Origin of the sequence: Brevibacterium casei CIP 102111, from assembly GCF_900169275.1 — a bacterium.
GTDB lineage: Bacteria > Actinomycetota > Actinomycetes > Actinomycetales > Brevibacteriaceae > Brevibacterium > Brevibacterium casei.
In genome coordinates, this window is the sequence record NZ_FXZC01000003.1 from 22,357 (window position 1) to 47,513 (window position 25,157).

30 protein-coding genes are annotated in these 25,157 nt (G+C 67.1%); 4 read left to right on the forward strand and 26 right to left on the reverse strand.

Features of this window, described 5'->3' with window-relative positions:
• Both BC102111_RS07040 and putP read left to right on the forward strand, forming a co-directional pair.
• A complete protein-coding gene (locus tag BC102111_RS07040; RefSeq protein WP_101623915.1) occupies positions 1-2,667 on the forward strand; it encodes a hypothetical protein in 2,667 nt (888 codons plus the stop codon).
• 282 nt (positions 2,668-2,949) lie between these two features.
• Complete coding sequence (putP, locus tag BC102111_RS07045) at positions 2,950-4,470, forward strand: sodium/proline symporter PutP (RefSeq protein WP_101623916.1); 1,521 nt, start codon at positions 2,950-2,952, stop codon at positions 4,468-4,470.
• A 520-nt stretch (positions 4,471-4,990) separates the two neighbouring features.
• Here putP and rplQ read toward each other — a convergent pair.
• The 8 genes from rplQ to BC102111_RS07085 all read right to left on the reverse strand — a co-directional run bounded on the left by rplQ (position 4,991) and on the right by BC102111_RS07085 (position 12,983).
• Entirely contained in the window at positions 4,991-5,590 is a 600-nt protein-coding gene (gene rplQ / locus BC102111_RS07050; protein ID WP_101623917.1) for a 50S ribosomal protein L17, read from the reverse strand.
• 23 nt (positions 5,591-5,613) lie between these two features.
• A complete protein-coding gene (locus BC102111_RS07055; protein WP_009379253.1) occupies positions 5,614-6,612 on the reverse strand; it encodes a DNA-directed RNA polymerase subunit alpha in 999 nt (332 codons plus the stop codon).
• 157 nt (positions 6,613-6,769) lie between these two features.
• Positions 6,770-7,174 carry a 30S ribosomal protein S11 gene (rpsK, locus tag BC102111_RS07060; protein ID WP_009379251.1) on the reverse strand — a complete coding sequence of 135 codons (405 nt, stop codon included), beginning with the start codon at positions 7,172-7,174 and terminating at the stop codon, positions 6,770-6,772.
• Between the two features lie 51 nt (positions 7,175-7,225).
• The gene (gene rpsM / locus BC102111_RS07065) at positions 7,226-7,594 is read right to left on the reverse strand and encodes a 30S ribosomal protein S13 (protein ID WP_009379249.1); all 369 of its coding nucleotides are present in this window, start codon (positions 7,592-7,594) and stop codon (positions 7,226-7,228) included.
• A gap of 189 nt (positions 7,595-7,783) precedes the next feature.
• Positions 7,784-7,897, reverse strand: coding sequence for a 50S ribosomal protein L36 (rpmJ, locus tag BC102111_RS07070; protein ID WP_009379247.1), 114 nt, complete (start codon positions 7,895-7,897; stop codon positions 7,784-7,786).
• A gap of 63 nt (positions 7,898-7,960) precedes the next feature.
• Positions 7,961-8,182 (reverse strand): translation initiation factor IF-1, encoded by a 222-nt coding sequence (gene infA, locus BC102111_RS07075; protein ID WP_009379245.1) that lies wholly within the window; start codon positions 8,180-8,182, stop codon positions 7,961-7,963.
• Positions 8,183-8,614: 432 nt separating this feature from the next.
• Positions 8,615-9,847: an MFS transporter gene (locus tag BC102111_RS07080; RefSeq protein ID WP_101623918.1), complete on the reverse strand. Its 1,233-nt coding sequence runs from the start codon at positions 9,845-9,847 to the stop codon at positions 8,615-8,617.
• A 157-nt stretch (positions 9,848-10,004) separates the two neighbouring features.
• A complete protein-coding gene (locus tag BC102111_RS07085) occupies positions 10,005-12,983 on the reverse strand; it encodes an alpha/beta fold hydrolase (RefSeq protein WP_101623919.1) in 2,979 nt (992 codons plus the stop codon).
• A 198-nt stretch (positions 12,984-13,181) separates the two neighbouring features.
• On the opposite strand from BC102111_RS07085, the gene BC102111_RS07090 reads away from it, so the two are divergent.
• Positions 13,182-14,333, forward strand: a complete 1,152-nt coding sequence (locus BC102111_RS07090) for a MalY/PatB family protein (RefSeq protein WP_101623920.1) — start codon at positions 13,182-13,184, stop codon at positions 14,331-14,333.
• A gap of 14 nt (positions 14,334-14,347) precedes the next feature.
• Here BC102111_RS07090 and BC102111_RS07095 read toward each other — a convergent pair whose 3' ends face one another.
• The gene (locus tag BC102111_RS07095; RefSeq protein ID WP_101623921.1) at positions 14,348-15,193 is read right to left on the reverse strand and encodes a PaaX family transcriptional regulator; all 846 of its coding nucleotides are present in this window, start codon (positions 15,191-15,193) and stop codon (positions 14,348-14,350) included.
• A gap of 144 nt (positions 15,194-15,337) precedes the next feature.
• Between BC102111_RS07095 and BC102111_RS07100 the strand changes: the two genes are divergently transcribed.
• A complete protein-coding gene (locus BC102111_RS07100) occupies positions 15,338-15,583 on the forward strand; it encodes a hypothetical protein (RefSeq protein WP_009379229.1) in 246 nt (81 codons plus the stop codon).
• Between the two features lie 136 nt (positions 15,584-15,719).
• On the opposite strand, the gene map is transcribed toward BC102111_RS07100, so the two are convergent.
• From map to rplV, 17 genes are all read right to left on the reverse strand, one after another.
• Positions 15,720-16,556 (reverse strand): type I methionyl aminopeptidase, encoded by an 837-nt coding sequence (gene map / locus BC102111_RS07105; RefSeq protein WP_101623922.1) that lies wholly within the window; start codon positions 16,554-16,556, stop codon positions 15,720-15,722.
• Positions 16,553-17,119 carry an adenylate kinase gene (locus BC102111_RS07110; RefSeq protein WP_009379223.1) on the reverse strand — a complete coding sequence of 189 codons (567 nt, stop codon included), beginning with the start codon at positions 17,117-17,119 and terminating at the stop codon, positions 16,553-16,555. Before BC102111_RS07110 ends, map begins: the two co-directional genes overlap by 4 nt.
• 90 nt (positions 17,120-17,209) lie before the next feature.
• The gene (gene secY, locus BC102111_RS07115; RefSeq protein ID WP_009379221.1) at positions 17,210-18,511 is read right to left on the reverse strand and encodes a preprotein translocase subunit SecY; all 1,302 of its coding nucleotides are present in this window, start codon (positions 18,509-18,511) and stop codon (positions 17,210-17,212) included.
• A 314-nt stretch (positions 18,512-18,825) separates the two neighbouring features.
• Complete coding sequence (rplO, locus tag BC102111_RS07120) at positions 18,826-19,278, reverse strand: 50S ribosomal protein L15 (protein WP_009379220.1); 453 nt, start codon at positions 19,276-19,278, stop codon at positions 18,826-18,828.
• Position 19,279: 1 nt separating this feature from the next.
• On the reverse strand, positions 19,280-19,462 hold the full coding sequence (gene rpmD, locus BC102111_RS07125; RefSeq protein ID WP_009379218.1) for a 50S ribosomal protein L30: 183 nt from the start codon (positions 19,460-19,462) through the stop codon (positions 19,280-19,282).
• On the reverse strand, positions 19,462-20,130 hold the full coding sequence (rpsE, locus tag BC102111_RS07130) for a 30S ribosomal protein S5 (protein ID WP_063249168.1): 669 nt from the start codon (positions 20,128-20,130) through the stop codon (positions 19,462-19,464). Before rpsE ends, rpmD begins: the two co-directional genes overlap by 1 nt.
• The gene (gene rplR, locus BC102111_RS07135) at positions 20,127-20,507 is read right to left on the reverse strand and encodes a 50S ribosomal protein L18 (RefSeq protein WP_009379213.1); all 381 of its coding nucleotides are present in this window, start codon (positions 20,505-20,507) and stop codon (positions 20,127-20,129) included. The genes rpsE and rplR overlap by 4 nt, the downstream gene beginning before the upstream one ends.
• 2 nt (positions 20,508-20,509) lie before the next feature.
• Complete coding sequence (gene rplF, locus BC102111_RS07140) at positions 20,510-21,046, reverse strand: 50S ribosomal protein L6 (RefSeq protein WP_009379212.1); 537 nt, start codon at positions 21,044-21,046, stop codon at positions 20,510-20,512.
• A gap of 17 nt (positions 21,047-21,063) precedes the next feature.
• Positions 21,064-21,462: a 30S ribosomal protein S8 gene (rpsH, locus tag BC102111_RS07145; RefSeq protein ID WP_009379210.1), complete on the reverse strand. Its 399-nt coding sequence runs from the start codon at positions 21,460-21,462 to the stop codon at positions 21,064-21,066.
• Between the two features lie 70 nt (positions 21,463-21,532).
• Positions 21,533-22,102 carry a 50S ribosomal protein L5 gene (gene rplE, locus BC102111_RS07150; RefSeq protein WP_009379209.1) on the reverse strand — a complete coding sequence of 190 codons (570 nt, stop codon included), beginning with the start codon at positions 22,100-22,102 and terminating at the stop codon, positions 21,533-21,535.
• Positions 22,102-22,470 carry a 50S ribosomal protein L24 gene (rplX, locus tag BC102111_RS07155; protein ID WP_009379207.1) on the reverse strand — a complete coding sequence of 123 codons (369 nt, stop codon included), beginning with the start codon at positions 22,468-22,470 and terminating at the stop codon, positions 22,102-22,104. Before rplX ends, rplE begins: the two co-directional genes overlap by 1 nt.
• Before the next feature lie 2 nt (positions 22,471-22,472).
• Positions 22,473-22,841 (reverse strand): 50S ribosomal protein L14, encoded by a 369-nt coding sequence (rplN, locus tag BC102111_RS07160; RefSeq protein WP_009379205.1) that lies wholly within the window; start codon positions 22,839-22,841, stop codon positions 22,473-22,475.
• Between the two features lie 151 nt (positions 22,842-22,992).
• Positions 22,993-23,280, reverse strand: a complete 288-nt coding sequence (gene rpsQ, locus BC102111_RS07165; RefSeq protein WP_009379203.1) for a 30S ribosomal protein S17 — start codon at positions 23,278-23,280, stop codon at positions 22,993-22,995.
• Complete coding sequence (gene rpmC / locus BC102111_RS07170) at positions 23,280-23,531, reverse strand: 50S ribosomal protein L29 (RefSeq protein WP_009379201.1); 252 nt, start codon at positions 23,529-23,531, stop codon at positions 23,280-23,282. Before rpmC ends, rpsQ begins: the two co-directional genes overlap by 1 nt.
• Before the next feature lie 2 nt (positions 23,532-23,533).
• Positions 23,534-23,950 carry a 50S ribosomal protein L16 gene (gene rplP / locus BC102111_RS07175; RefSeq protein ID WP_009379199.1) on the reverse strand — a complete coding sequence of 139 codons (417 nt, stop codon included), beginning with the start codon at positions 23,948-23,950 and terminating at the stop codon, positions 23,534-23,536.
• Positions 23,951-23,953: 3 nt separating this feature from the next.
• Entirely contained in the window at positions 23,954-24,769 is an 816-nt protein-coding gene (gene rpsC, locus BC102111_RS07180; protein WP_009379198.1) for a 30S ribosomal protein S3, read from the reverse strand.
• Positions 24,769-25,155: a 50S ribosomal protein L22 gene (rplV, locus tag BC102111_RS07185; RefSeq protein WP_009379197.1), complete on the reverse strand. Its 387-nt coding sequence runs from the start codon at positions 25,153-25,155 to the stop codon at positions 24,769-24,771. Before rplV ends, rpsC begins: the two co-directional genes overlap by 1 nt.
• Positions 25,156-25,157: the final 2 nt, after the last annotated feature.

Here is a 25,157-nt window from a genome sequence, read left to right on the forward strand (position 1 = left end):
GTGGAGGCCGGAGGTCCACGGTCGGGACTGACGCGCCGCCGGGTGACGACGAAGGCCGAGCTGCGAGGCTTCATCGACCTCACCGCCTCGATCGCGTCCGCCCGGGGCGAGTCCGATCATGTCGTCCCCCTCGTCGCCTCGGACATCACCGCGTGGGCCTCGGGGTCCGGCTGGTTCGCCGAGGAGGTCGAGCTCTGGCTACTCACGGATGACTCCGGTGCGGCCGTGGGCCGGGTGCTCTGCCATCGGTCCCGTCTCCTCGCCGAACGGCTGAGCGACGGTCCGGGAGCGCAGGCACCAGAGACCCTCTTCTTCGGTGCGCTCGAGGCCCTCGATGCGGCCGTGATCGAGGAGATCATCGCCCTCGTCCTCGATCGGGCGGATGCGCTCGGCGCCTGCCGGGTCTTCGGTCCCGTCTCCCCGCTTCCCAATGTCACCGGCGGACTTGTCACGGCAGGCTTCGAGCATCCCGGATTCTTCGACACCGCATGGAATCCCGAGTTCATCACCGAGGCCTTCGCCGCCGCGGGATTCTCGACATGGGGTCCCGCGCAGACATGGGAGGTCAGGCTCGACACGGTCCCCCACACTCGCGCGACCGCAGTCAGCCCCGTCGAATGGGCCGAACACGGACTGCGTCGTCGGCCCGCCACACGTCTGGGCATGCGCGGGTTCGCCGCCCGGCTGCTGCCGACGCTCAACGCCGCGTTCTCAGCCCTGCCCTACTTCACGCAGATCTCCCCCGCCCAGCTGAGATCGCAGATGGCAGGGCTCTCAGTGCTGGCCGATCCCTCACTCATCGTCGATGTCGTCGGCGCCGAGGAGGGCGATGACGCGCCGTCGCGATGCTTCGCCCTCGTCGTTCCCGACCCTGTCCCGGTGCTCCGTCGCCATGGCGGCCGACTCGGTCCGTCAGCGCTCTGGGACCTGCTGCGTCACCGCTCCCGCCTCACCGACGCCGTGCTCATCATCCAGGGCACCGATCCCCGCTACCAGGGTCAGGGTCTGCTCTCCCTCGTCACCAGGGAGGTGTACGCGGGACTCGTCGCCGGCGGCTACCGGCGGGTGCGGGTGACGTTCATCGCCGAGGACAATCCCGCCTCGGCGGCGGTCTTCGCCAAGGCCGGAGGCACGCCCCTGCACTCGCTCTGCTTCCTCGACCGGAGGCTCGAGTCCGCGCCGGAGGGAACGGACTTGGCCCTCGAACGGCCGGCGGCGGATGCCTCAGACACTGCGGCGACGGACGACGCGGACACGACGGGGTCGGACGCGTCCGACGTTGAGGGGGCGGATGCGTCCGACACGACCAGGACGGGAGCCTCAGTCACGGCGGCGACGGGCACCTCTGTCACGGCGGGGCCGGGAACCTCAGTCACGGCGGGGTCGGGCCCGCAGTCGTCCCCCGGCATCAGCGCACGCCTACTGACGTCGCTGTTCCGCACGGCCGGGCGGGCACCCTCGGCGCACAACACCCAGCCGTGGATGCCGACCGTCGCGGGCATCGCTGAGGACGGTGCCGTCGCCGAGGTGAGTCTCACCGTCGACCCGGACCGGACCCTGCCGGCCGGCGATCCCCGTTCCGAGGACCTCCACCTCTCGCTCGGGTGCTGGATCGAGGCGTTCGCGATCGCCGCCGCCGAAGCGGACCTCGCGGTCGACGTCGCCTCCGTCGACGGGTGGGGACCGGGGCTCACTGTCGGACTCGACGTGCGCAGCGGTGCCGGCCGCGCGGGCGGCTCAGATTCCCCTGTCGCTGCCTGGCCGTCGTTCACGGTCGCCGATCTCGAGCACCGGCAGGTCGACCGCGGCCCCCTCGCCCGTGACGAGGCGACCCTCGCCGCCGCCGTCGAGACGGCCAACATCGCACTCGCACAGTCCGGGGCACGGCTCGTCGAGGTCACGGACGGACTGTGGGCGCGACTGCTCGACCGCGCCGAACACTGGTCGTTCTCCACGCCCGCCGTCTTCATCGAGACCCTCGCATGGCTGCGCTTCGACCCGCGCGATCCGGCGTACCGCGAGGACGGACTCACCGCCGAGTGCCTGCGCATCCCGTCCATCGGGGCACGAGCGGCGGCACTCCTCAATCGGGCGCCTCTGCGCCCATTCGTCGCCCGGGCGGTCTCCGGTGCTCTCGCACCGGTCGGATGGTTCACGCGCCGCCCGCAGGGGCCTGCCGCCGAAACTCCTCCGAGGCGCACCGGCGCACCCCATCACCTCATCCTTGCCGTCACTGAGGCTGCCTTAGACACGGAAGTCGCTGACGACGGAACGCCCGCGGCGAACCCGACGACGTTTGCCTCGGCGGTTGCGGACTCTGGTCAGGCAGACTCTGCAAGCGCGGCCCGGGCGGATACAGTCCCGGCTGATACGGCCCCGGCTGACGTGGAGGCAATGGCTGCTGCGCGGGAGCTCCGTCTCGGACGCGATCTGCTGCGCACCTGGCTGCTCTTCGATCGGGCGGGCCTGCGCGTCGATGTCCACTCGGAGATCAAGGACTGCCCGGAGACCCACGCGTCTCTGCGCGACCTGCTCGGCCGACAGAAGTGTGCCGGCAGCGAAACTCTCCCCGACGGCAGCGCCAGGTTCACCCGTCCCATCGCCGCGTTCTCCGTCGGCCGGTCGACGACCCGGGTTCCCCGCTCGCATCGGCGCTCGGACGCCTGAGGGACAACACCCCGACCGGGACGGCCCACGGAACCGTCGCCCGCATCGGCGAGGTATCCGGACCACCTCAGCGGGACGGGACAACCGCCTCGGCGGGGAGTGCGGGACCACCTCGGCGGGGACGAACTCCCACCTCGGCGTGGGCGGAACCGTCGACAACCCGCCTTCATACCTGTCGATCGGACCGCGATTCCACCCCTGGGCGGATCTTCACACGGTATTCACACCCGGCTCATGCTTTACTGTAAAGTCTCCGGTGCTGATCAAAGGAGACGAAACCCCATGTCCGAGACAACGTTCCGCACCATCGCCATCATCCTCTACTTCGCGGGTATGCTCGCCATCGGCTGGTTCGCCTACCGGAAGACGAAGGACAGTCTCGACGACTACATGCTCGCGGGCCGGGGCCTGCGCCCGAGCGTCGCAGCGCTGAGCGCCGGAGCCTCCGACATGTCGGGCTGGCTGCTCATGGGCCTGCCGGGCGCGATCTACCTCTCGGGCCTCGTCGAAGCCTGGATCGCGATCGGTCTCACCGTCGGCGCCTGGGTGAACTGGAAGTTCGTCGCGCCCAGGCTCCGCGCCTTCACGGAGACCGCCGGTGACTCGATCACCATCCCGAGCTTCTTCGAGCAGCGCCTCCAGGATCGCACGCATCTGCTGCGCATCGTCTGCGGCCTCATCATCCTCGTCTTCTTCACGTTCTACGTCTCCTCGGGGATGGTCGCGGCCGGGAAGTTCTTCGAATCGAGCTTCGGCCTCAACTACCTCGCGGGCATGCTCATCGTCGCCGCGATCACGATGGTCTACACGCTCTTCGGCGGCTTCCTCGGCGCCACGCTCACCGATGTCGCCCAGGGGCTGCTCATGTTCGCCGCCCTCATCGCCGTGCCCATCGTCGCCGTTATCAACGCCGGCGGACCCGCCGAGGTGATCGCCAACGTCCGGGAGATCGACCCGAGCCTGCTCAGCCTCTTCGGCTCCGGCTCGTTCTGGGCCAGTGGGACCTATCTCGCCGTCATCTCCTCGCTTGCGTGGGGTCTGGGCTACTTCGGCCAGCCGCACATCATCGTGCGCTTCATGGCCCTGCGCACCCCCGCCGACGCGACGGTCGCCCGGCGCATCGGTGTGGGCTGGATGGCGATCTCGGCGGCCGGTGCGATCGCCACGGCCATCGTCGGCATCTCCTACTTCTCCCAGCACGCCGATCAGGCACCCACCGACCCGGAGACGGTCTTCCTCGACCTCGCGCAGATCCTCTTCCACCCGTTCATCGCCGGGCTCGTCCTCGCCGCGGTGCTTGCGGCGATCATGTCGACGATCTCCTCGCAGCTCGTCGTCACCTCCTCGGCACTCGTCGAGGACCTCTTCAAGATCGTCGCGAAGCGCGCTGGGTCGACGCGCACCCTCCAGGACAAGACGTACGTGCTGCTCGGCCGCCTCGGCATCCTCATCGTCGCAGTCATCGCCGTCCTTCTCGCGATCTCGCCGTCGAACAGCATCCTCGATCTCGTCGCCTTCGCGTGGGCGGGCTTCGGCGCCTCGTTCGGCCCGATCGTCCTGCTCACCCTGTTCTGGAAGAAGCTGACGAACTGGGGCGCGCTCTTCGGCCTCATCTCCGGTGCCGTCGTCGCCTTCGTCTGGGGTCAGCTCAACACTCCCCTGACGAATTCGATCTACGAGATCATCCCCGGCTTCGCAATCAACCTCATCGTCGCGGTCGTCGTCAGCCTCGCAACCTACAAGCCGAACCCGGAGATCGACGCCGAGTTCGATGAGGGCGTGGAGCTGTCGAAGGTGAGGTGAGCGCCGAGGAGGTCGCGCGCTGAGCGGTCGCTGGCTGAGAGGTCACGCCGCACACCGCGCACTGATCCACCACAGCGGCCCGTCACTCCCCCGCGGAGTGGGGGGCCGTCGTGCATTCGACGTTCGCGTGGAGTGCGGCGTTCGCGTGTAGCGAGGGTGGCCTCGCGGAGACCTCGTCGCTCGCTCCACAGTTGCGCGGAAATCCGCGTCCGGGGCGACGCGGATTTCGAGCTGCGCGTGGTTCGAGCGCAGGCTAGTTCGTCGAACCCGTAGAAAACCGACCAGGCGTGGAATGAGCACGCCCGGCCGCGCCAACCGTCGCTGCCTCGCGCCCCGCGTGGATCGAGCGCAGGCGACACGGCCCCCTCCCCGAACACCGCACCCTCCCCAACTCCCACCCCGTGAATGCACTGCAGGCGGGCACCCGTGCGTGGGTGCCCGCCTGCGGTGTCAGGAACGGATCGGCCTCTCAGCGAGGCAGTGCCTCACAATCAGGCGCGGCCTCACAGAGAGGCGGCGATCACTTGTCCTTGCCGGCCTCGGGGTCGACGGTCTCGACGGTCTCGTCGACCTCGACGTTGCCTTCGGCATCCTCGGTGACCTTGACCTCGTCGACGACGACGTCGCCATCGGCATCCTCGGTGACGGTGACGTCGTCGGAGACGACCTTCTCGTCGGAGGAGCCGGAGGAGTCAGTCGAGGCGGCAGCGGCGGTCGCGGTGGCCTGCTCGGCCTCCTTCACCGTGGCCTGCTTCGGCGAGTAGGGCTCGAGGACGAGTTCGATGACGGCCATCGGAGCGTTGTCGCCGTTGCGCGGACCGATCTTCGTGATGCGGGTGTATCCGCCCGGACGCTCGGCCATGGTCTCGGCGATCGTCGTGAAGAGCTCGTGGACGATCGACTTGTCGGCGATCTGGGCGAGCACGCGACGACGGGCGGCGAGGTCGCCCTTCTTCGCAGCGGTGATGAGGCGCTCGGCCACCGGACGGAGGCGCTTGGCCTTCGTCACGGTCGTCGTGATGCGCTTGTGCTCGAAGAGCTGCGCTGCCAGGTTGTTGAGCATGAGGCGCTCGTGGGTGGGCGAACCGCCGAGGCGGGGGCCCTTCGTTGGGGTAGGCATAGTGGAAAACTCCTAGGTCTTGATCAGTACTGTTCGTCTTCGACGTAGGACTGGTCCTCTTCCGCGAGACCGGATTCGAACCCGGCAGGACTGTCCTTGAGGCTGAGTCCGAGCTCGTTGAGCTTGGCCTTGACCTCGTCGATCGACTTCGAACCAAAGTTGCGGATATCCATGAGGTCGGCTTCGCTGCGGGCGACGAGCTCGCCGACGGTGTGGATGCCCTCACGCTTGAGGCAGTTGTAGGAGCGCACGGTCAGATCGAGGTCCTCGATGGCAAGCGCCAGGTCGGCGGCGAGAGCGGCGTCGACCGGCGACGGGCCGATCTCGATGCCCTCGGCTTCGACGTTGAGCTCGCGTGCCAGGCCGAACAGCTCGACCAGCGTCTTGCCTGCCGACGCGATGGCGTCGCGCGGGGTCATCGACGGCTTGGTCTCGACATCGAGCACGAGGCGATCGAAGTCGGTGCGCTGCTCGACACGAGTGGCCTCGACCTTGTAGGTGACCTTGAGAACGGGCGAGTAGATCGAGTCGACCGGGATCCGGCCGATCTCGGCATCGGCGTTCTTGTTCTGGGCGCTCGACACGTAGCCGCGTCCGCGTTCGATGGTGAGCTCCATGTCCAGACGGCCTTCGCCATTGAGCGTGGCGATGTGCAGGTCCGGGTTGTGGATCTCGACTCCGGCGGGAGCCGAGACATCGGCAGCGGTCACGGTGCCAGGGCCCTGCTTGCGCAGGTACGCAACGACAGGCTCGTCGAATTCAGACGACACGACCAGGGACTTGAGGTTGAGGATGAATTCGGTGACATCCTCCTTCACTCCCGGGACGGTGCTGAACTCGTGGAGGACGCCGTCGATCCGGATGGAGGTGACGGCGGCTCCCGGAATCGACGACAGCAGGGTGCGACGAAGCGAGTTGCCGAGGGTGTAGCCGAATCCGGGCTCGAGCGGCTCGATGGCGAACCTGGAGCGGTTGTCGGAGACGACTTCTTCCGTGAGTGTTGGGCGCTGTGCAATGAGCACGTGGGCTTCCTTTCAGCGAACATCCGCTATATGACGTTCGCACTGCACGTCATGGCAGTCGGCCATGAAGAACGGTTCGGTTTATGCGATGAATCCGTTCTGCCTCAGGCGGCGGGCACAAAACGGCCCGTCGCCTGCGGCAGTTCCACGGAAAGGGTCAGCCGCGGCGGCGCTTGGGCGGACGGCAGCCGTTGAACGGAACCGGGGTGACATCCTGGATGGTGCCCAGTTCCAGGCCGGCGGCCTGCAGAGAGCGGATCGCGGTCTCGCGGCCCGAGCCCGGTCCCTTGACGAAGACGTCGACCTTCTTCAGGCCGTGTTCCTGCGCGCGGCGGGCGGCGGATTCCGCAGCCATCTGAGCGGCGTAGGGCGTCGACTTGCGCGAGCCCTTGAAGCCGACCTCACCGGAGGAGGCCCAGGAGATGACAGCACCGGTCGGATCGGTGATCGACACGATGGTGTTGTTGAAGGTGGACTTGATGTGCGCCTGGCCGGCAACGATATTCTTCTTGATCTTGCGGCGAGGCTTGCGCGCTGAAGCGGCGCGTGACTTGGGAGGCATAGGTTTTACTCCTGATCGAGGTGGTTGACGCCGGTCAACCGGGTGAGCATGTTACTTCTTCTTACCGGCCACGGTGCGCTTCGGCCCCTTGCGGGTGCGCGCATTGGTCTTGGTCCGCTGTCCGCGAACCGGGAGACCGCGGCGGTGGCGCAGGCCTTCGTAGCTGCCGATCTCCACCTTGCGGCGGATGTCGGCGGCGACCTCACGACGGAGGTCACCCTCGACCTGGAACGTGCCCTCGATGTAGTCACGCAGCTGAACGAGCTCGGCGTCGCTCAGGTCCTTCACACGGGTGTCGGGGTTGATCCCGGTTTCCGTCAGGGTCTGGCGCGCACGCGTGCGGCCCACACCATAGATGTATGTCAGGGCGACCTCCACGCGCTTTTCGCGCGGGATGTCGACTCCGGCAAGACGTGCCATAGGTTCTTACTCCTGTTGATGTTTCGGAGGTGCTGATGCAGACCTGTCCTCAGTGACCTGAGGTCCTCGGCCCCCGACCGAAGGTATCGTCCTGCTCAGGCCGGTCCGGCATGCGCAGGGGGCGAGGTCTGCGTGGGTGTGGTGCTGCTGGCAGCCCCGTATCGGGGCTCCCTCTGCTCGAAGAGCTGCTCAGCCCTGACGCTGCTTGTGGCGCGGGTTGGAGCAGATCACCATGACTCGACCGTGACGGCGGGTCACCTGGCACTTCTCGCAGATCTTCTTGACGCTGGGCTTAACCTTCATCGTTTTTCCTTCTCTCGGCCGGTCTCCCTTCCCAGGGAATCCGGCGCGAATGATCGAAGATCCTTACTTGTAGCGGTAAACGATTCGTCCACGCGAGAGATCGTAAGGAGACAGCTCCACGATGACTCGGTCCTCGGGCAGGATTCGGATGTAGTGCTGCCGCATCTTCCCTGAGATGTGCGCGAGCACCTTGTGCCCGTTGCTCAGCTCGACCCGGAACGATGCGTTCGGGAGAGCTTCGACAACGGTGCCCTCGATCTCAATGACCCCTTCTTTTTTGGCCATATCGTTCGCTAACCTCGTATTCCCGCGAAACCTTCGCGTTCGACGTAATCGTCGATCGTCGGTCGGCACCGACGATCCCCACAGACTGCTCCGGCCCTCCCCCACCACATGAAAGGCTGTGGATGGCGTGACGCCGCCCACAACCGTGAATGGATGAGTTGAGTGAGAACAGACCAATCATCTACTCTACACCACGATCCGAAGATCTTCCAGGCGGTCCTGGATTCCGCGCGTGACTTCCCCTACAATCCCGGCTCCCCTCGCCGAGGCGGCCCGCCGGATCGGCGTCACGTCCGTTCCTCACACCCCGTCACCCCGCCGAGGCGGTGCCCCGAAGCGATGTCCCCGTCCGTTCCGCACACCCCGCTCCCCCGCCGAGGCGGCCCTGCCCGACCGTCGTCCGGCCCCGAGTCCCTCGCCGGGGCGGGGCACTCACCCGCGGGCGCGTGCCCCGTAGCCGGTGCGGATCCCCATGGCCACGGCGACGGCGAGGACGAGGAAGCCGAGCACGGTGACCCATGCGAAGCCGCCGAGTGAGAGCAGCGGACCGGCGAGTGCGGCGACCGCGGCCGCTCCGAGGTTCATCCCCGCATCCGAGAGTCCCTGCACGGGGATCCGATGCGCCGGGTCGATCTCCTGGGTGAGCAGGGTCGAGCCGGCGATGAGGCACGCCGACCACCCGAGTCCGAGGAGGAAGAGCGCGAGGGAGAGCCGGACGAAGGAGGACTCGCCTGCCGCGTCGATGAAGCCGAGGATGAGCGCGGCGGCGAAGAGCACCTGCCCGAGGAGGATGACGCGTCCGGGAGCGAACCGGTCGGTGAGGTAGCCGAAGACCGGAGAGAGTCCGTACATGCCGAAGATGTGCCCGGCGATCGTCACGCCGATGAGCCCGAGGCCGAACCCGTGATGGTCCATGTGGACCGGGGTCATCACCATCGTCACGACCATGATCATGTGCCCGCTGACGACGGAGAGGAGACCGAGGAGCGCACCCGGGGATCGGCGCACGGCCGCCCAGGTGCCGCCTCGGCGAGGGGCCGTCGGGGCGGCGACGATCCGGTCCGCCCCGACGCCGGGTCGATCGGAGCGCGGGGTCCGGAGGAAGAGGACGCAGACGAAGGAGAGGAGGTATCCGCCGACGGCGATGAGGAAGGGACCGGCGAAGGGGTCGATGCCGAGCGAGCGCCCGAGCCGGGCACCGGGTTCGGCGAGGTTGGGTCCGAGGACCGACCCGACGGTCGTCGCCCACACGACGATCGACATCGCTCGACCCTTGAGCTGCTCAGGCGCGGAGTCGGTGGCCGCGTACCGGCTCTGCAGGCCCGAGGCGGTCGCGGACCCGAAGAAGCCCATACCGACGAAGAACAGCAGGGCGATGCCCGCGAGGATGGCCACGACGATGAGGAGCGCTCCGGTGAGGGCGAGTCCATAGCCGACGGCGAGCGCCCAGCGGCGATTGCGCACCTGCGCGAGACGCGCGAGCGGCAGAGCGAGCAGTCCTGCGCCGAGGATCGAGGCCGTCTGCGCGAACCCGGCGAGTTCGGTGCGACCGGTGAGCTGTTCGGCGAGGATGCCGCCGACGGCGAACCCGGTGGCCACGCCGATGCCGGCGAAGAGCTGCGCCAGACACAGCGCCCACTGATTGCGCACGAACGTGCTCGCCACGTTCCCCTCCTCATATCCTCGGTCCGCATCGATGCTAGCCGAGAACCGCAGACGCCGAGGCGGCCGGGAACGGTGGTGAGATCCGCTCCCGGCCGCCTGCAGTGCTCGACCGGGGGTGTCAGGCCCGACGGTCAGGGCAGCCGAGCCCGGCCCGAGCTCAGTGCTTCGCGCCCTTTCCGCGCGTCATCCGGTAGACGACTCCACCGGCGGTGAGCAGGGCGAGCGCTCCCGCGAGCAGGGGCCAGATGTCGGCACCGGTGCGCGGGAGGCTTCCGCCGGATCCGCTGCCGGATCCGCCGCTGCCCGCGCCGGGGGCGTCCCCGCCGCCCTTCGGGTTCTCGTCATCGCCACCACCGGAGCCGTTGCCGCCGCCGGAGTCCTTGCCTCCGTCGGAGCCCTTGCCGCCCTTGCCGTCGTCGTCGCCGACGACGGTGAGCGTCGTGTTCGCCACGGTCTTGCCCTTCGCGTCGAGGAGCTGGACGACGTAGGTGCCCGGCTTCGCCTTCTTCGGGACGACGACCTTGCTCACGGCGTTTCCGCCGTTGTCGGTCGTCAGCGTGCCGAGCGTGCCTCCGGTCTCGAAGGCGACGGTGTAGTCGGCTTCCGAGGCCTGGTGCTTGACCGAGGCGATGACGCTCTCCCCTGCCGCGACCTTCTCCTTCTCAAGCGAGAAGTCGTCGGCGCGGAACGTGTCCATCCGGCACCGGTTGGGCAGGGTGATCGTCTCCCCGCGGTCATCGACCGCGGTGTCCGGTGTCGGCAGCTTGGGTCCGAAGTCCCCGACCTTGGGCAGTGTGCCTGCGGAGAGGAACTCGTTGACCGTCTGGTCCGTGCACGCCTTGTTCTCGTCCCGCGACATGTACGAGGTGTGCGAGGCACCGGAGACCGAGAGCAGGCTGCCGTCGATCGTGCGGGCGAGCTTGACGCCCGAGGCGTACGGGGTCGCCGAGTCGTGGGAGGTCGAGACGACGAGGATGTTCGGCACCGCGGTGAGCTTCTCCGGCTTGGGCAGGGTGCCCTTGAACTTCCAGAAGTCGCAGTAGTCGTAGACGCCCGGCGAGACCGACGCCGCCTGGAACGGTCCGGCTTCGTCGTAGCGCTTGGCCAGGTCGCGCAGCTCCTCGATGTCCGGCTTGTTCCCGTAGCTGTTCTCATCCGTGCAGCGGATGTTCGTGAACGCCTGGAGCATCGGGTCGTAGTGGCCGGTCTCGTCGCGGGAGTTGTATGAATCGGCGAGCGTCATGAGCACCCCGGCGGTCTCTCCGGCCTTGAGTTCGGTGAGCCCGAGCGCGAGCTGCGCCCAGAGGTCCTCGGAGTAGAGGGCCTGGATGACGCCGGTGCGGGCATCGCCGAAGGTGACCTCGCGGTCATCGCCCTCGGATCCCGCCGGCAGCGGTTTGCCTTCGAGGGAGCGGAGGATCCCCTGCACGGCCGTGGTCAGCTCCGCCCTGTCGGTGATCCCGTCGCCGAGGGCGCAGGTGAACGGTGCGTCCTTGAGGTCGGCGAGCCGGTCAGGGTACTCGAGGTTCGGGTAGGTCTCGCCCCACGTCCTGCCCTCGGTGCCCTTGGCCGAGCAGTCGAGCGCGAACTGTTCGAAGGTGTCCTGGAAGCCGGCGATCTGCTTGACCGAGTCGTCGGCGTCCTCTTCGGCGTCGGCCTTGCTCACGAGCTTGCCGTCGGCGTCGAGGTAGGCCTGGGGGTCCTTGTTGATGTCCTTGAGAGCCTTGTACGCGGAGACGTTGCCGGGGTCGACGGCGCCGTCGAGGACGAGCCGGCCGACGCTGTCGCCGAACTTCTGCGCATAGACGTACCCGAGCCGGGTCCCGTAGGAGAAGCCGATGAAGTCGAGCTTGTCGTCGCCGCTCGTCGAACGGATGAGGTCGAGGTCGCCGACGGCGTCCCACGTCCCCAGGTGCTTCATGAGGTTCTCCTGGCCTCCCTCACCGAGGTCGAAGAGCTTGCCGGTGTTCTCGATGCAGTCACCGGCGAACCGCTCCGCCTGGTCGTTGAGGATGTCCTCGGCGTCCTCGCGGTCACCGGCCCACGCGTCCTCGGCGCGGTCGGCGTCGATCTGCTCATCGGTCGAGCACTGGGAGAAGGGCATCGAGCCGCCCGTGCCACGCGGGTCGAAGCCGACGAGGTCGAAGTTCGCTGCGAGGTCGGGTTCGAAGAGTGCACCGGCGACGCCGAGCGTCATGCCCGAACCGCCCGGTCCGCCCGGGTTCCAGGCGACGGTGCCCTGCGGTGTGGACTTGACGAACTTCCCGTCGACCATCTTGCCGGAGGGGACCTTCATCATCGCGATCGCGACGTTGCCGGCGGCAGGATCCTTCGCGTCGATGGGAGCGATGAGGTAGCCGCAGACCGGGGTGCGTCCGATGCGCTCGGTGTAGTCGGGGTAGCCGAGCTTGCCGCAGTTCTCGGCGCTGAGGTCGACCTTCTGGTTGTAGTACTTCTTCAGGCCCGCGGGGATATTGCCCGCGCCCTTGCCGCCGCCCTTCGGGTCGGGGATGCGGTAGGTGCCGTCGTCCTGGCGGAAGAGCTCCTTCGCCAGCTGCGGGTAGTACTCGTCGAGTTCACCCGCCGCCGGTGCTGTGGTCGCGTCCTCGCTGGGCTCTTCCGTCGGCTCGCCGCTCGGACTGGGTGACTCGGTCGGAGTCTGCGTCGGGTCGTCGGTCGGTGTCGGTGCTGCGGTCTCGTCAGCGACGACCGTGAAGTCCTCGCTCGTCTTCAGCCCGTCGTCCGACTTGACGATGTAGGTGCCGGGGGTCAGTCCCGATCCGTCGAGTTCGGTCTCGACGGTGCCGGATCCGGCGGGGACGACGACGTCAGTGCCGGCGACGGGTTCGTTGTTCGCCGAGTGGACGATGCGCAGCGTCGTCGCTGCATCGGAGGCGCGGACGGTGACGGGGATGACGAGCGAGGTCGAGGCGGTCACCTCGGCGTCGGTGCCGAGGACGATCTCGAGCTCGTCGACGTCTGTCGCTTCGTCGGCTGCGGGCTTCTGGATGGACTCTGCGGGTGACTCCGCGGGACCGGCGGCCGCGGCGGGCAGAGCCCCCGCGAACAGCAGAGAAGCGCCGATGATCGACGCTCCCAGGACACGCGAAGACCCTCTCAATGTGATTCGGGTCATGCTCGTCATCGTAACGCACAGATAACGGTCAGGAAGTTTTCAAGTTTTTCGTTATCGTTTCGTGACCGTGGTCACAGTTGCCGGGCTCTCGCCGAGGCGGTCGCGGCTGTGACGGAGCATGTCGGACGGACGATCGCGGCCGGTGGGTCGACTGCTAGCGTGAGTGAGGTCGCCATCATCGAGGGGAGAGCAGGGACCATGGACGATCTGGACGCCATCACCGAGGAATCGCTCGTCGCGAAGGGCGGGCGGAAGTGGTCGACCTACCCCGGCAGCCTCGGTGCGTTCATCGCGGAGATGGACTTCGGGGTCGCTCCCGTCGTCCGGGAGGCGCTGACGGAGATCGACGACCGCGACCTCTACGGCTATGCGCCCGCACAGATCGTCGCCGATCTCCGAGAGGCGACGGCCGACTTCTGCGCCGAACGCTACGGCTGGCGGTTCCCCGCCGCGCACGTCGAACCGGCGAGCGACGTCATCGCCGCGTTCATCGCCGTCCTCGACCTCCTCACCCCCGCAGGGACGCCGATCGTCCTCCCCACCCCCGCGTACATGCCGTTCTTCGACGTCGCCAGGGTGACCGGTCGCGAGCTCATCGAAGTGCCGATGCTGCGCACCGCGACCGGATGGTCGGTCGACCTCGAGGCCATCGACGCCGCGCTGAGCCCCGGTGCCACCCTCGTCCTGTGCAACCCGCACAATCCCATCGGCAAGGTCTACACGGAGTCCGAACTCACAGCGCTGGCCGATGTGGTCGAAGCCAACGGTGCCCGTGTGTTCTCCGACGAGATCCACGCACCGCTCGTCTATGAACCGGCGCGCCACGTCCCCTACGCGAGTCTGAGCGAGACCACCGCCGCCCACACGGTCACGGCGACCGCCGCCTCGAAGGCCTTCAACATCCCCGGGCTCAAGTGCGCCCAGCTCATCCTCACCTCATCCGAGGACCGGGCCGAGTGGAAGCGACGCGGACTGTTCGTCTCCCAGGCGGCGTCGAATCCCGGGATTCTTGCGACGACGGCCGCCTACACCCGCGGCGGTGAGTGGCTCGCGAAGATCACCGGATACCTGGCCGGCAACCGCGACCTCCTCACCGAACTCCTCACGGCGGAGCTGCCGGACATCCCCTTCCTGCCTCCCGAGGGCACCTATCTCGCGTGGCTCGACATGCGCGGCTACGGTTTCGACGACCACCTCACGAAGCACTTCACCGAGACGGCGAAGGTCGCGCTCACCGAGGGCCGACTGTGCGGAGAGGTCGGGGCCGGACACGTGCGCCTCAACTTCGCCCTCCCCCGCCCCCTCCTGCGCGAGGCGGTCGAGCGCATCGCCGCCGCGACGAAGGGCTGAGGGATCCGCCCGGATCAGCCCTCGGGCAGCCAGTCGACGAGGTCATAGGAGGGGCTCTCCGCCGCAGCCTCCCGGACCTGCTGGTCGTAGCGGAGGTAGTACTCGAGGTTGCAGCGGTCCATGACGGCCCGGAACCGCTGTGACGGCTGCTCCTCGCCGACGAGGTCGACAGGCAGCAGCGGATTCTCCATCACCGCGCGACCGACCCGGAAGTAGAGGTCGAAGAACCGGCCGATCGGCAGCTCCGGCAGCCCGGTGCCGGGTCTGCCCTGTTCCCCGGCGAGGAGCGCGAGTTCGGCCTCGAGGGACTCGATCTCCGTGCGCGCGCAGTCGAGGTCGAAGGCGATGGCCGTCAGCCGCTTCGCGGACTCGAGGTCGTCAGGGACGAGGCGCGTGAACTCGTACCAGCCGCCGTTGGTCATCTCCGGCAGCTGCGCGACGAGAGCACGGGCATGGTCGTGGAAGCCGATGAGCAGACCCGACCGCAGCTGCCGGTACCCGAGCATCCGCGCCGAGTACTGGAAGCGGTCGCGCAGCTGGCGGGAGGCCTCAGGGATCGTGTAGATCGCGGCGTGGAAATGCCCGTCGAACTCCGGCGCCGTCCGCTCTCCGCCGATGTCGTGGAACTGGGAGAGGATACGTTCGCGCAGACGGTAGAGGGTCACCCGGCCTCGGCGCTCGGCGGTGACGAGCTCGCGCTGGACCATGCGGGTGAGCTGGTTGTGCACGCTTGAGGCCGAATACCCGTGGTCGGCGAGGATGCGCACGATGATCGGACCGGGCACGGCGCTCGCGCGCAGACACCCGAAGACGGAGATCACGTCGAAGGTGATCCTGGTCAGCCGGTAGCGATCGCCCACATCTGAGCTCCGTTTCGTGACATCTTGGACTCGGCCCACAGCCTGATCGTACCTTGAGAGCAGGCAGTCAGCCCCCGCGGATCCGGGGATGTTCCCCTGCTCGGAACGCTTCCCCACCTGCGCCGATGTGAAGAGAGGTCAGTCATGGACGATGAGAAGCACACCCAGACCCTGCGCACCTACCACCAGGCCCGCACGACCGCCGCAATCGCCGGAGGAATCGCGACGTTCCTCGCCTTCGCGATCTTCCAGATCGTCGGAGCCGGGATCCTCGACACCGCCGCGTGGATGTTCGCGCTCGGGGCGATGACGTTCTCCGGCGTCTTCGTCGCCAGCTACCTCGGCTACGCTGCCGCCGGCAAGCGGACCCGAGTCGACGCGGCCGCCTGATCCGGTCCTCCCCGACCTCCCCTCACCCTGCCCGGCACCGCGCCGTCACGGCGGCCGACGGCCGGCTGCCGGCTGCCGGCGGGCGTCAGTTGCCCTCAGGCGCCGGCCGCATGCGGTCGCTAGCAGTCGGCGGGCGTTAGCTGCCAGCCGGCGGCACCGGCACGATCCCGAACGGGGCGAGCCCGGCCGCACCGCCGTCGGCGGCGGTGAGCACCCAGACCCCGTCAGCGTGCCGGGCGACACTGTGCTCCCAGTGGCTGGCCCGGGAACCGTCGGCCGTGACGACGGTCCAGTCATCGGCGAGCGTCACAGTCTCGGGGCTGCCGGCGGTGAGCATCGGCTCGATGGCCAGGCACATTCCGGGCCGGATCTTCGGGCCGTTCGACTTCGCCCGGTAGTTGAGCACCTCGGGTGCCATGTGCATGGCCGTGCCGATGCCGTGCCCGGTGAACTCCTCGACGAGGCCGAGCGCAGGCGCCGCCTCGGTGACGTAGTCGTCGATGGCGTCCCCGATGTCGCTCACCTTCGTCCCCGTCGCGAACGCCGCGATGCCCGCCCACATCGCGCCTTCAGTGGCACGGGAGAGGGCACGGTCCGCCTCGGTGCCGGCGTCGTCCCCGCCGACGACCATCGTGAACGCGGAATCGCCGTGGAATCCCCCGACGATCGCCCCGCCGTCGATGGAGACGAGGTCCCCGCGCTCCAGGACACGCTTCCCGGGGATCCCGTGGACGATCTCCTCGTTGACGGAGATGCAGAGGACCGCGGGGAACCCCTGATAGCCCTTGAAGTTCGACGTCGCTCCGGCGTCCGCGATCGCGCGTTCGGCTGCCGCGTCGACCTCCGCGGTCGTGGCCCCCGGCACCGCGGCCGCACGGGCTGCATCGAGAGCCGCCCTGGTGACCAGGCCGGCCCGATGCATCCGCACGAGCTCGGCGGGGGACTTGAGCTCGATCCGCGGACCGAAGATCATCGCAGGGCGGCGAGGATGCGGTCGGTGATCTCGGCGACCTCGCCGAGGCCGTCGACCTCGCGCAGGAGCCCGCGTTCGCGGTAGATGTCGGTCAGCGGCTGGGTCTGCTCGGCGTAGACGTCGAGGCGGTGGCGGATGACGTCCTCGCTGTCGTCGCTGCGCCCTTCCTTCTCCGCGCGCGCGAGCAGACGGGCGACGACCTCGTCGGTGTCGGCGGTGAGCTCGACGACGCCGGAGAGCTCGGTGCCCGCCTCGGCGAGCATCCGGTCGAGTTCGGCGACCTGCGCAGCGGTGCGCGGGTAGCCGTCGAGGAGGAAGCCCTCACGTGCGTCGTCCTGACTGAGACGATCGGCGACCATCTTGTTCGTCACCTCGTCGGGGACGTACTCCCCGGCATCCATGTAGCGCTTGGCGAGCTTGCCGAGCTCCGTCTCCCCCTTGACGTTGGCGCGGAAGATGTCACCGGTGGAGATCGCAGGGATGCTCAGGGCCTCGGCCAGCCGTGCCGCCTGGGTGCCCTTGCCCGCTCCGGGCGGGCCGATGAGGATGATGCGTGAACTCATATCTGTCCTTCCCAGACCGTGATCGGTCTGTGCTTCCAGGGCCGTGACCGACGCCGGTGCGGCGCCGGAGGCCCTCGTGGTGGCGCGGGATCAGCGCAGCAGGCCCTCGTAGTGGCGCTGCTGCATCTGGGCGTCGATCTGCTTGACCGTCTCGAGGCCGACTCCCACGATGATGAGCAGCGACGTGCCGCCGAACGGGAAGTTCTGGTTCGCGTTGATGAGGACCAGGGCGATGAGCGGGATGAGCGCGACGAACGCGAGGTAGAGCGATCCGGGGAAGTTGATCCGGCTGAGCACGAAGCTCAGGTAGTCGGCGGTGGGGCGGCCGGCGCGGATGCCGGGGATGAAGCCGCCGTACTTCTTCATGTTGTCCGCGACTTCCTCCGGGTTGAAGGTGATCGCGACGTAGAAGTAGGAGAAGAAGATGACGAGCACCGCGTAGGCGGCGATGTAGATCGGGTGGTCGCCGCGCGTGAAGTACGTGTTGATCCACTCGACCCAGCCCGTCTGCGGGTCGAAGAACTGAGCGATGAGGCTCGGCAGGTAGAGGACCGAGGAGGCGAAGATGACCGGGATGACGCCGGCCATGTTGACCTTGATCGGAATGTACGTCGACGTGCCGCCGAACATACGGCGCCCGACCATGCGCTTGGCGTACTGGACGGGGATGCGTCGCTGCGACTGCTCGACGAAGACGACGAGGGCGACGAGGACGAGTCCGACGGCGATGACGATGAGGAAGACGTCGATGCCCTGCTCGCTGAGGATCGCCCCGAGCGAGGAGGGGAACGCCGAGGCGACGGAGGTGAAGATGAGGATCGACATGCCGTTGCCGACGCCGTGCTCGGTGATCTGCTCGCCGAGCCACATGATCAGACCGGTGCCGGCCGTGAGCGTGAGGACGAGGATCGCCAGACCCCACCATTCGTTGTTGACGATGAGGTCGGTGCAGCCCTGGATGTTGCCGAAGAGCGCACCCGACTCCACGGTGGCGACCAGTGTCGTCGAGTTGAGGACCGCGAGACCGATCGTGAGGTAGCGCGTGTACTGGGTGAGCTTCGCCTGGCCGGAGGCGCCTTCCTTGTGGAGGGCCTCGAAGCGCGGGATGACGACGCGCAGCAGCTGGACGATGATGCTCGCCGTGATGTAGGGCATGATGCCGAGAGCGAAGATCGACAGCTGGAGCAGGGCGCCGCCGCTGAAGAGGTTGATCATCGCGAACCCGCCGGAGTTCAGCTGCGGGGAGGCCACGCACTCCTGGACCTTCGTGTAGTCGATGCCGGGCGAGGGGATGAACGAGCCCAGTCGGAAGATGACGATGATGCCCAGGGTGAAGAGGAGTTTGTTCCTCAGGTCAGGCGTGGTGAAGGCCCTCCGAATTGCGCCGATCAAGCGTCCTCCTCAGTGGGGGATGGAAGTCAGGGTCGCTGTCACGACCTGGCGAATGAGACAAATACCTGCAAAAGACTACCAGGGTCGAGGGTCCAGACCGAAACCGGACGGGCCCCTCTCCCCCGGTTTCTCGCCGTTCTCCCCGCCCCGCCGTGACCGGGGTCTCCGCGGGTGCCGGGTGCCGCCTCGGCGATGGTGTCCCCGCTCGCCCGCCGAGGCGGTGGCTGGGTGCGCAGGGACGACGAAGGGGACGGTCACCGAAGTGACCGTCCCCTCTCAGCCGTGGTCCGACTCAGCGCAGGGCGCTGAACGGATCAGGCCTCGGTGGCGTTGCCGCCCGCAGCCTTGATCTTCTCGAGCGCGGAGCCCGAGAACTTGTCTGCGGTGATGTTGATCGCCACAGTGATCTCGCCCGTGCCCAGAACCTTGACCGGCTGCTTCGGGCGCACAGCGCCCTTGGCGACCAGATCGGCGACGGTGACGTCGCCGCCTTCCGGGAACAGTGCCGACAGCTTGTCGAGGTTGACGACCTGGAAGGTCACCTTCGCGGGGTTCTTGAACCCACGCAGCTTCGGCAGACGCATGTGCATCGGCGTCTGGCCGCCCTCGAAGCCGTGCGGAACCTGGTAGCGGGCCTTCGTGCCCTTGGTTCCGCGTCCGGCGGTCTTGCCCTTCGAGCCCTCACCGCGACCCACACGGGTCTTCGCGGTCTTGGCGCCCGGGGCCGGACGGAGATCGTGGAGCTTGAGTGCGTCGTTGTTCGCCATATCAGTCCACCTCTTCCACAGTCACAAGGTGACGCACGACGTTGATCATTCCCCGGATCTCCGGACGATCCTCGTGCACCACCACATCGTTGATCCGCTTGAGGCCGAGCGAACGCAGCGAATCACGCTGGTTCTGCTTGCCGCCGATCTCGGACTTCTTCTGAGTAACCTTGAGCTTCGCCATCAGGACTTCGCCCCGCTTTCGGCGGCCGCACGCAGGAGAGCGTGCGGAGCGACCTCGTCGACGGGCAGGCCGCGGCGGGCCGCGACTTCCTCGGGACGCTCAAGGTTCTGCAGAGCCTTGATTGCAGCGTGGACGATGTTGATCGCGTTCGACGAACCCAGCGACTTGGACAGGATGTCCTGGACGCCGGCGGCATCGAGCACGGCGCGGACCGGACCACCGGCGATGACGCCGGTACCCGGAGCGGCCGGGCGGAGCAGGACGACGCCTGCCGCTTCCTCACCCTGGACGGGGTGAGGGATCGTCTTCTGGATGCGGGGGACGCGGAAGAAGTTCTTCTTCGCCTCCTCGACACCCTTCGCGATCGCGGCGGGCACTTCCTTCGCCTTGCCGTAGCCCATGCCGACCATGCCGTCTCCGTCACCGACGACGACGAGGGCGGTGAAGGAGAACCGACGTCCACCCTTGACGACCTTCGACACGCGGTTGATCGTGACGACGTGCTCGATGAACTGGCTCTTCTCCTCGCGGTCTCCGCGACCGCCGCGTCCACGGCCTTCGCCGCGTCCGCGACCCTGGCCGCGTCCGCCGCGGTTGTCACCGCCGCGGCTGTCGCCGCCGCGGTTCTCCGCAGTCTCCTGCGATTCCTTGTTCTCTTCAGTGCTCATAGGGCCAATCCTCCTTCACGGGCACCTTCGGCGATGGCCTGCACTCGGCCGTGGTAGGCGTTGCCTCCACGGTCGAACACGACGGCCTCGACGCCGGCTTCCTTGGCGCGCTGAGCAACCAGCTCGCCGACCTTGCGGGCCTTGCCGGTCTTGTCTGCTTCGAGTGCGCGCAGCTCGGCTTCCATGGTGGACGCCGATGCCAGGGTCTTGCCGACGGTGTCGTCGATGACCTGGACGAAGACGTGGCGCGTGGAACGGGTCACTGAGAGACGCGGGCGCTCGGCCGTGCCGCTGACGTGCTTGCGCAGACGAGCGTGACGACGCTTGCGAGCAGCTGCCCTGCCCTTGCCGTAGCTTTCCTTCTTGCCAAAGGCCATCTCTACTTACCAGCCTTTCCGACCTTGCGACGGACGTTCTCGCCGGCGTAGCGCACACCCTTGCCCTTGTACGGCTCAGGCTTGCGCAGCTTCCGGATGTTCGCAGCGGTCTCGCCGACCAACTGCTTGTCGATGCCGTGGACGGCCACCTTGTTCTGCCCCTCGACGGTGAACGAGATGCCCTCCGGCGGTTCGACGGTGATCGAGTGGCTGTAGCCGAGAGCGAACTCGAGGTTCGATCCCTTCGCCTGCACACGGTAGCCGGTGCCGACGATCTCGAGGCCCTTCGAGTAGCCATCGGTGACACCGATGATCATGTTGTTGATCAGGGTGCGGGACAGTCCGTGGAGCGAACGCGATTCGCGCTCGTCGTCAGGACGGGCCACGGTCACGACGCCATCCTCGAGCGACACGGTGATCGGCTCGGCGATGGTCACGGACAGTTCGCCCTTGGGTCCCTTGACGGCGACATCCTGGCCGTCGATCTTCACCTCGACACCAGAGGGAACGGAGATCGGGTTCTTGCCAATGCGTGACATGCTCTTCTCTCCTTTCCTTACCAGACGTAGGCGAGGACTTCCCCACCCACACCCTTCTTGGCGGCCTGTCGATCGGTCAGGAGACCTGAGGACGTCGACAGGATGGCGATGCCGAGTCCACCGAGGACCTTCGGCAGGTTGGTCGACTTCGCGTAGACGCGCAGCCCGGGCTTCGACACACGGCGGAGGCCGGCGATCGAACGCTCACGGTTGGGGCCGAACTTGAGATCGAGGCGAAGGGTCTTCCCGACGGTCGCGTCTTCGACGCTCCACCCGGTGATGTAGCCTTCCTCCTTGAGGATCTCGGCGATGTTCGACTTCAGCTTCGAGAACGGCATGCTGACGTCCTCGTGGTAAGCCGAGTTGGCGTTGCGCAGACGCGTGAGCATGTCTGCGACTGGATCAGTCATTGTCATTGTGGGCTCATGCCCTTCCTCGTTACGGTTTCCGCCCGCGACGTGCGCGCTTGGACCTGCAACGTAGAGATCATTTGGTCTTGAACGGGAACCCGAGGTGACGCAGCAGAGCACGTCCCTCATCGTCGGTCTTGGCGGTCGTGACGACGGTGATGTCCATACCGCGGACGCGATCGATGCGATCCTGGTCGATCTCGTGGAACATCGACTGCTCCGTGAGACCGAAGGTGTAGTTGCCGTTGCCGTCGAACTGACGGTCCGAGAGTCCGCGGAAGTCGCGGATGCGCGGAAGCGCCAGGGAGATGACACGGTCGACGAACTCCCACATGCGGGCGCCGCGCATGGTCACGTGCGCACCGATGGGCTGGCCCTCGCGCAGCTTGAACTGGGCGATCGACTTCTTCGCCCGGGTCACGACCGGCTTCTGGCCGGTGATGAGGGTGAGGTCGTTGATCGCACCTTCGATGAGCTTCGAGTCACGCGCAGCGTCACCCACACCCATGTTCACGACGACCTTGGTCAGGCCGGGAACCTGCATCGGGTTCGCGTAGTCGAATTCGTCCTGGAGCTTACCGACGATCTCATCGCGGTAGACCTGCTTGAGGCGCGGCGCCGGACGGTTCGTGCTTGTCTCCGTCATCAGATCTCCTCCCCGGTGCGACGCGAGTAGCGGACGCGAACGGTCTTGGTGCGACCGTCCCGCTCGACCTTCTCCTCGCGGTATCCGACGCGGGTCGGCTTGTTGTCCTTGGGATCAACGAGCGCCACGTTGGACACATGGATGGGGGCTTCGTGCGTCTCACGGCCACCGGCGGTGCCGCCGGCCTGAGTCTGGGTTGCCTTCTTGTGCTTGATCACGCGGTTGACGCCCTCGACGAGGACGCGGTTGCGCTCGGGGTAGACGGCAAGGACCTTGCCCTGCTTCCCCCGGTCGCCGCCGCGCGACTGACGGGCACCTGCGATCACCTGGACGAGGTCGCCCTTCTTGATCTTGAGCTTGTTCGCCATGCTCACAACACCTCCGGTGCCAGGGAGACGATCTTCATGAACTTCTTGTCACGCAATTCGCGTCCCACGGGTCCGAAGATGCGGGTGCCGCGCGGTTCCCCATCGTTCTTGAGGATGACTGCTGCATTCTCGTCGAACTTGATGTAGGAGCCGTCCGGACGACGGCGTTCCTTGGCGGTGCGGACGATGACGGCCTTGACGACGTCACCCTTCTTCACATTGCCGCCGGGGATTGCGTCTTTGACGGTGGCCACGATGGTGTCACCGATCGAGGCGTAGCGCCGACCGGAACCGCCGAGGATCCTGATGGCCAGGATCTCCTTGGCTCCGGTGTTGTCGGCGACTTTGAGTCGCGACTCTTGCTGAATCACTGTTTTCTCCTGTCGTCGCGCTGGTTCTCACGATGGTGCTGCGAGCCTTGCGGAACGGATTCATTGACATACTCACCCCGTTCCCGGTAGCCGCCCATGGTCTCGCGGACGAGACCATGGGCGGGACCAGGAGGGAGGGGCGATGCCGGCTTTACTTGGCTCGTTCGACGATCTCGACGAGCCGCCAGCGCTTCGCGGCCGAGACCGGCCGCGTTTCGGCCACGACGACGAGGTCGCCGATACCGGCGGTGTTCTCCTCGTCATGAGCCTTGATCTTGACCGACTTGCGCATGACCTTGCCGTAGAGGCGGTGCTTCATGCGCTCCTCGACCTCGACGACGATGGTCTTGTCCATCTTGTCGGACACGACGTAGCCACGCGCAGTCTTGCGGGAGTTGCGCTCGGGGGTCGTCGCCTCGGGCTTGGTGGTCTCCGCCATCACTTGTCCTCTTCCTTCGCATCAGCGGGGTTCGGACGGATGTCCAGCTCCCGCTCGTTGAGCACGGTGTAGATACGAGCGATGTCGCGACGCACAGCCTTGAGGCGGCCGTGGCTCTCCAGCTGGCCGGTGGCCGACTGGAAACGCAGATTGAACAGCTCGGCCTTGGCCTTCTTGAGCTCCTCTGCCAGACGCTCGTTGTCGAAACCGTCAAGCGCGTCCATGGACAGGTTCTTCGAACCGATTGCCATGCTCACTCACCACCTTCGCGGGCCACGATGCGGGCCTTGAGCGGAAGCTTGTGGATCGCCAGGCGCAGGGCCTCGCGAGCAACTTCCTCGGACACGCCGGCGAGTTCGAACATGACCCGACCCGGCTTGACATTGGCGACCCACCACTCGGGAGAGCCCTTACCGGAACCCATGCGGGTCTCGGCGGGCTTCTTCGTCAGCGGTCGGTCAGGGTAGATGTTGATCCACACCTTGCCACCGCGCTTGATGTAGCGCGTCATGGCAATACGTGCGGCTTCGATCTGCCTGTTGGTGACGTAGGCCGGCTCGAGGGCCTGGATGCCGTAGTCACCGAAGGCCACCGTCGTGCCACCCTTGGCGGCGCCGCCCCGCTTGGGGTGGTGCTGCTTGCGGTACTTCACTCGACGAGGGATCAACATGTCTCAGCCCTCCGTTCCGGCCTCAGCCGCGGGGGCCTCGGCGCTGTTCTCAGTGGTACGGGCCGAGTCGTTCCGGCGGGCTCCGCCTTCCTGACCGCGGCCACGGCCGCCACGACCGCGTCCACGACCACGCGGGCCGCGGGCAGCAGGAGCCTTCGCCTGCTCGGCGGCAAGCTCCTTGTCGGTCATGTCGCCCTTGTAGATCCACACCTTGACGCCGATGCGTCCGAAGGTGGTGTGCGCCTCGTGGAATCCGTAGTCGATGTTCGCGCGCAGGGTGTGCAGGGGCACACGGCCTTCGCGGTAGAACTCCGACCGGCTCATCTCGGCGCCGCCGAGACGACCCGAGCACTGCACGCGGATGCCCTTGGCACCGGCGCGCTGCGCCGACTGGATCGCCTTGCGCATCGCACGGCGGAACGCCACACGGCTCGCGAGCTGCTCGGCAACACCCTGAGCGACGAGCTGAGCGTCGATCTCGGGGTTCTTCACCTCGAGGATGTTGAGCTGGATCTGCTTGCCGGTGAGCTTCTCGAGCTGACCGCGGATGCGGTCGGCTTCGGCGCCGCGACGTCCGATGACGATGCCCGGACGGGCGGTGTGGATGTCGACGCGGACACGGTCACGGGTGCGCTCGATGTTGACCTTCGAGATGCCGGCCCGCTCGAGGCCCTTGGTCATCATCTGACGGATCTTGACGTCTTCGAGCACGTAGTCGCTGTAGCGCTGCCCCGGCTTGGTCGAGTCAGCGAACCACTTCGACTTGTGGTCCGTGGTGATTCCGAGTCGGAATCCGTTCGGATTGATCTTCTGGCCCATTAGCGGTTCCCCTTCCGGCTCTTGCGCTGAGGCAGGTCATCGCCGCTGGCCAGGACCACGGTGACGTGGCTGGTGCGCTTCTCGATGCGGAACGCACGTCCCTGAGCACGCGGGCGGAACCGCTTCATGGTCGGTCCTTCGTCCACGAACGCCTCCGAGATGACCAGGTCGTTCTCGTCGAACGCAAGGCCCTCCTCGTCGGCCTTGACACGCGCATTGGCGATGCCCGAGGCGACGAGCTTGTAGATCGGATCGGATGCGGACTGTTCTGCAAACTTCAACACTGCAAGTGCTTCGGTCGCCTGCTGACCACGAATGAGGTCGATGACGCGCCGAGCCTTGCGAGGCGTGACGCGCAGGTAACGCGCCTTAGCCTTGGCTTCCATCG

Bases quoted from the DNA above. Each gene is read 5' to 3' on its own strand.
- putP (WP_101623916.1), top strand. From the start codon at position 2,950: ATGTCCGAGACAACGTTCCGCACCATCGCCATCATCCTCTACTTCGCG.
- rplQ (WP_101623917.1), bottom strand. From the start codon at position 5,590: ATGCCTACCCCAACGAAGGGCCCCCGCCTCGGCGGTTCGCCCACCCAC.
- rpsK (WP_009379251.1), bottom strand. From the start codon at position 7,174: ATGCCTCCCAAGTCACGCGCCGCTTCAGCGCGCAAGCCTCGCCGCAAG.
- rpsM (WP_009379249.1), bottom strand. From the start codon at position 7,594: ATGGCACGTCTTGCCGGAGTCGACATCCCGCGCGAAAAGCGCGTGGAG.
- rpmJ (WP_009379247.1), bottom strand. From the start codon at position 7,897: ATGAAGGTTAAGCCCAGCGTCAAGAAGATCTGCGAGAAGTGCCAGGTG.
- infA (WP_009379245.1), bottom strand. From the start codon at position 8,182: ATGGCCAAAAAAGAAGGGGTCATTGAGATCGAGGGCACCGTTGTCGAA.
- BC102111_RS07085 (WP_101623919.1), bottom strand. From the start codon at position 12,983: ATGACCCGAATCACATTGAGAGGGTCTTCGCGTGTCCTGGGAGCGTCG.
- BC102111_RS07090 (WP_101623920.1), top strand. From the start codon at position 13,182: ATGGACGATCTGGACGCCATCACCGAGGAATCGCTCGTCGCGAAGGGC.
- BC102111_RS07100 (WP_009379229.1), top strand. From the start codon at position 15,338: ATGGACGATGAGAAGCACACCCAGACCCTGCGCACCTACCACCAGGCC.
- map (WP_101623922.1), bottom strand. From the start codon at position 16,556: ATGATCTTCGGTCCGCGGATCGAGCTCAAGTCCCCCGCCGAGCTCGTG.
- BC102111_RS07110 (WP_009379223.1), bottom strand. From the start codon at position 17,119: ATGAGTTCACGCATCATCCTCATCGGCCCGCCCGGAGCGGGCAAGGGC.
- rplO (WP_009379220.1), bottom strand. From the start codon at position 19,278: ATGGCGAACAACGACGCACTCAAGCTCCACGATCTCCGTCCGGCCCCG.
- rpmD (WP_009379218.1), bottom strand. From the start codon at position 19,462: ATGGCGAAGCTCAAGGTTACTCAGAAGAAGTCCGAGATCGGCGGCAAG.
- rpsE (WP_063249168.1), bottom strand. From the start codon at position 20,130: ATGAGCACTGAAGAGAACAAGGAATCGCAGGAGACTGCGGAGAACCGC.
- rplR (WP_009379213.1), bottom strand. From the start codon at position 20,507: ATGGCCTTTGGCAAGAAGGAAAGCTACGGCAAGGGCAGGGCAGCTGCT.
- rplF (WP_009379212.1), bottom strand. From the start codon at position 21,046: ATGTCACGCATTGGCAAGAACCCGATCTCCGTTCCCTCTGGTGTCGAG.
- rpsH (WP_009379210.1), bottom strand. From the start codon at position 21,462: ATGACAATGACTGATCCAGTCGCAGACATGCTCACGCGTCTGCGCAAC.
- rplE (WP_009379209.1), bottom strand. From the start codon at position 22,102: ATGACGGAGACAAGCACGAACCGTCCGGCGCCGCGCCTCAAGCAGGTC.
- rplX (WP_009379207.1), bottom strand. From the start codon at position 22,470: ATGGCGAACAAGCTCAAGATCAAGAAGGGCGACCTCGTCCAGGTGATC.
- rpsQ (WP_009379203.1), bottom strand. From the start codon at position 23,280: ATGGCGGAGACCACCAAGCCCGAGGCGACGACCCCCGAGCGCAACTCC.
- rpmC (WP_009379201.1), bottom strand. From the start codon at position 23,531: ATGGCAATCGGTTCGAAGAACCTGTCCATGGACGCGCTTGACGGTTTC.
- rplP (WP_009379199.1), bottom strand. From the start codon at position 23,950: ATGTTGATCCCTCGTCGAGTGAAGTACCGCAAGCAGCACCACCCCAAG.
- rpsC (WP_009379198.1), bottom strand. From the start codon at position 24,769: ATGGGCCAGAAGATCAATCCGAACGGATTCCGACTCGGAATCACCACG.
- rplV (WP_009379197.1), bottom strand. From the start codon at position 25,155: ATGGAAGCCAAGGCTAAGGCGCGTTACCTGCGCGTCACGCCTCGCAAG.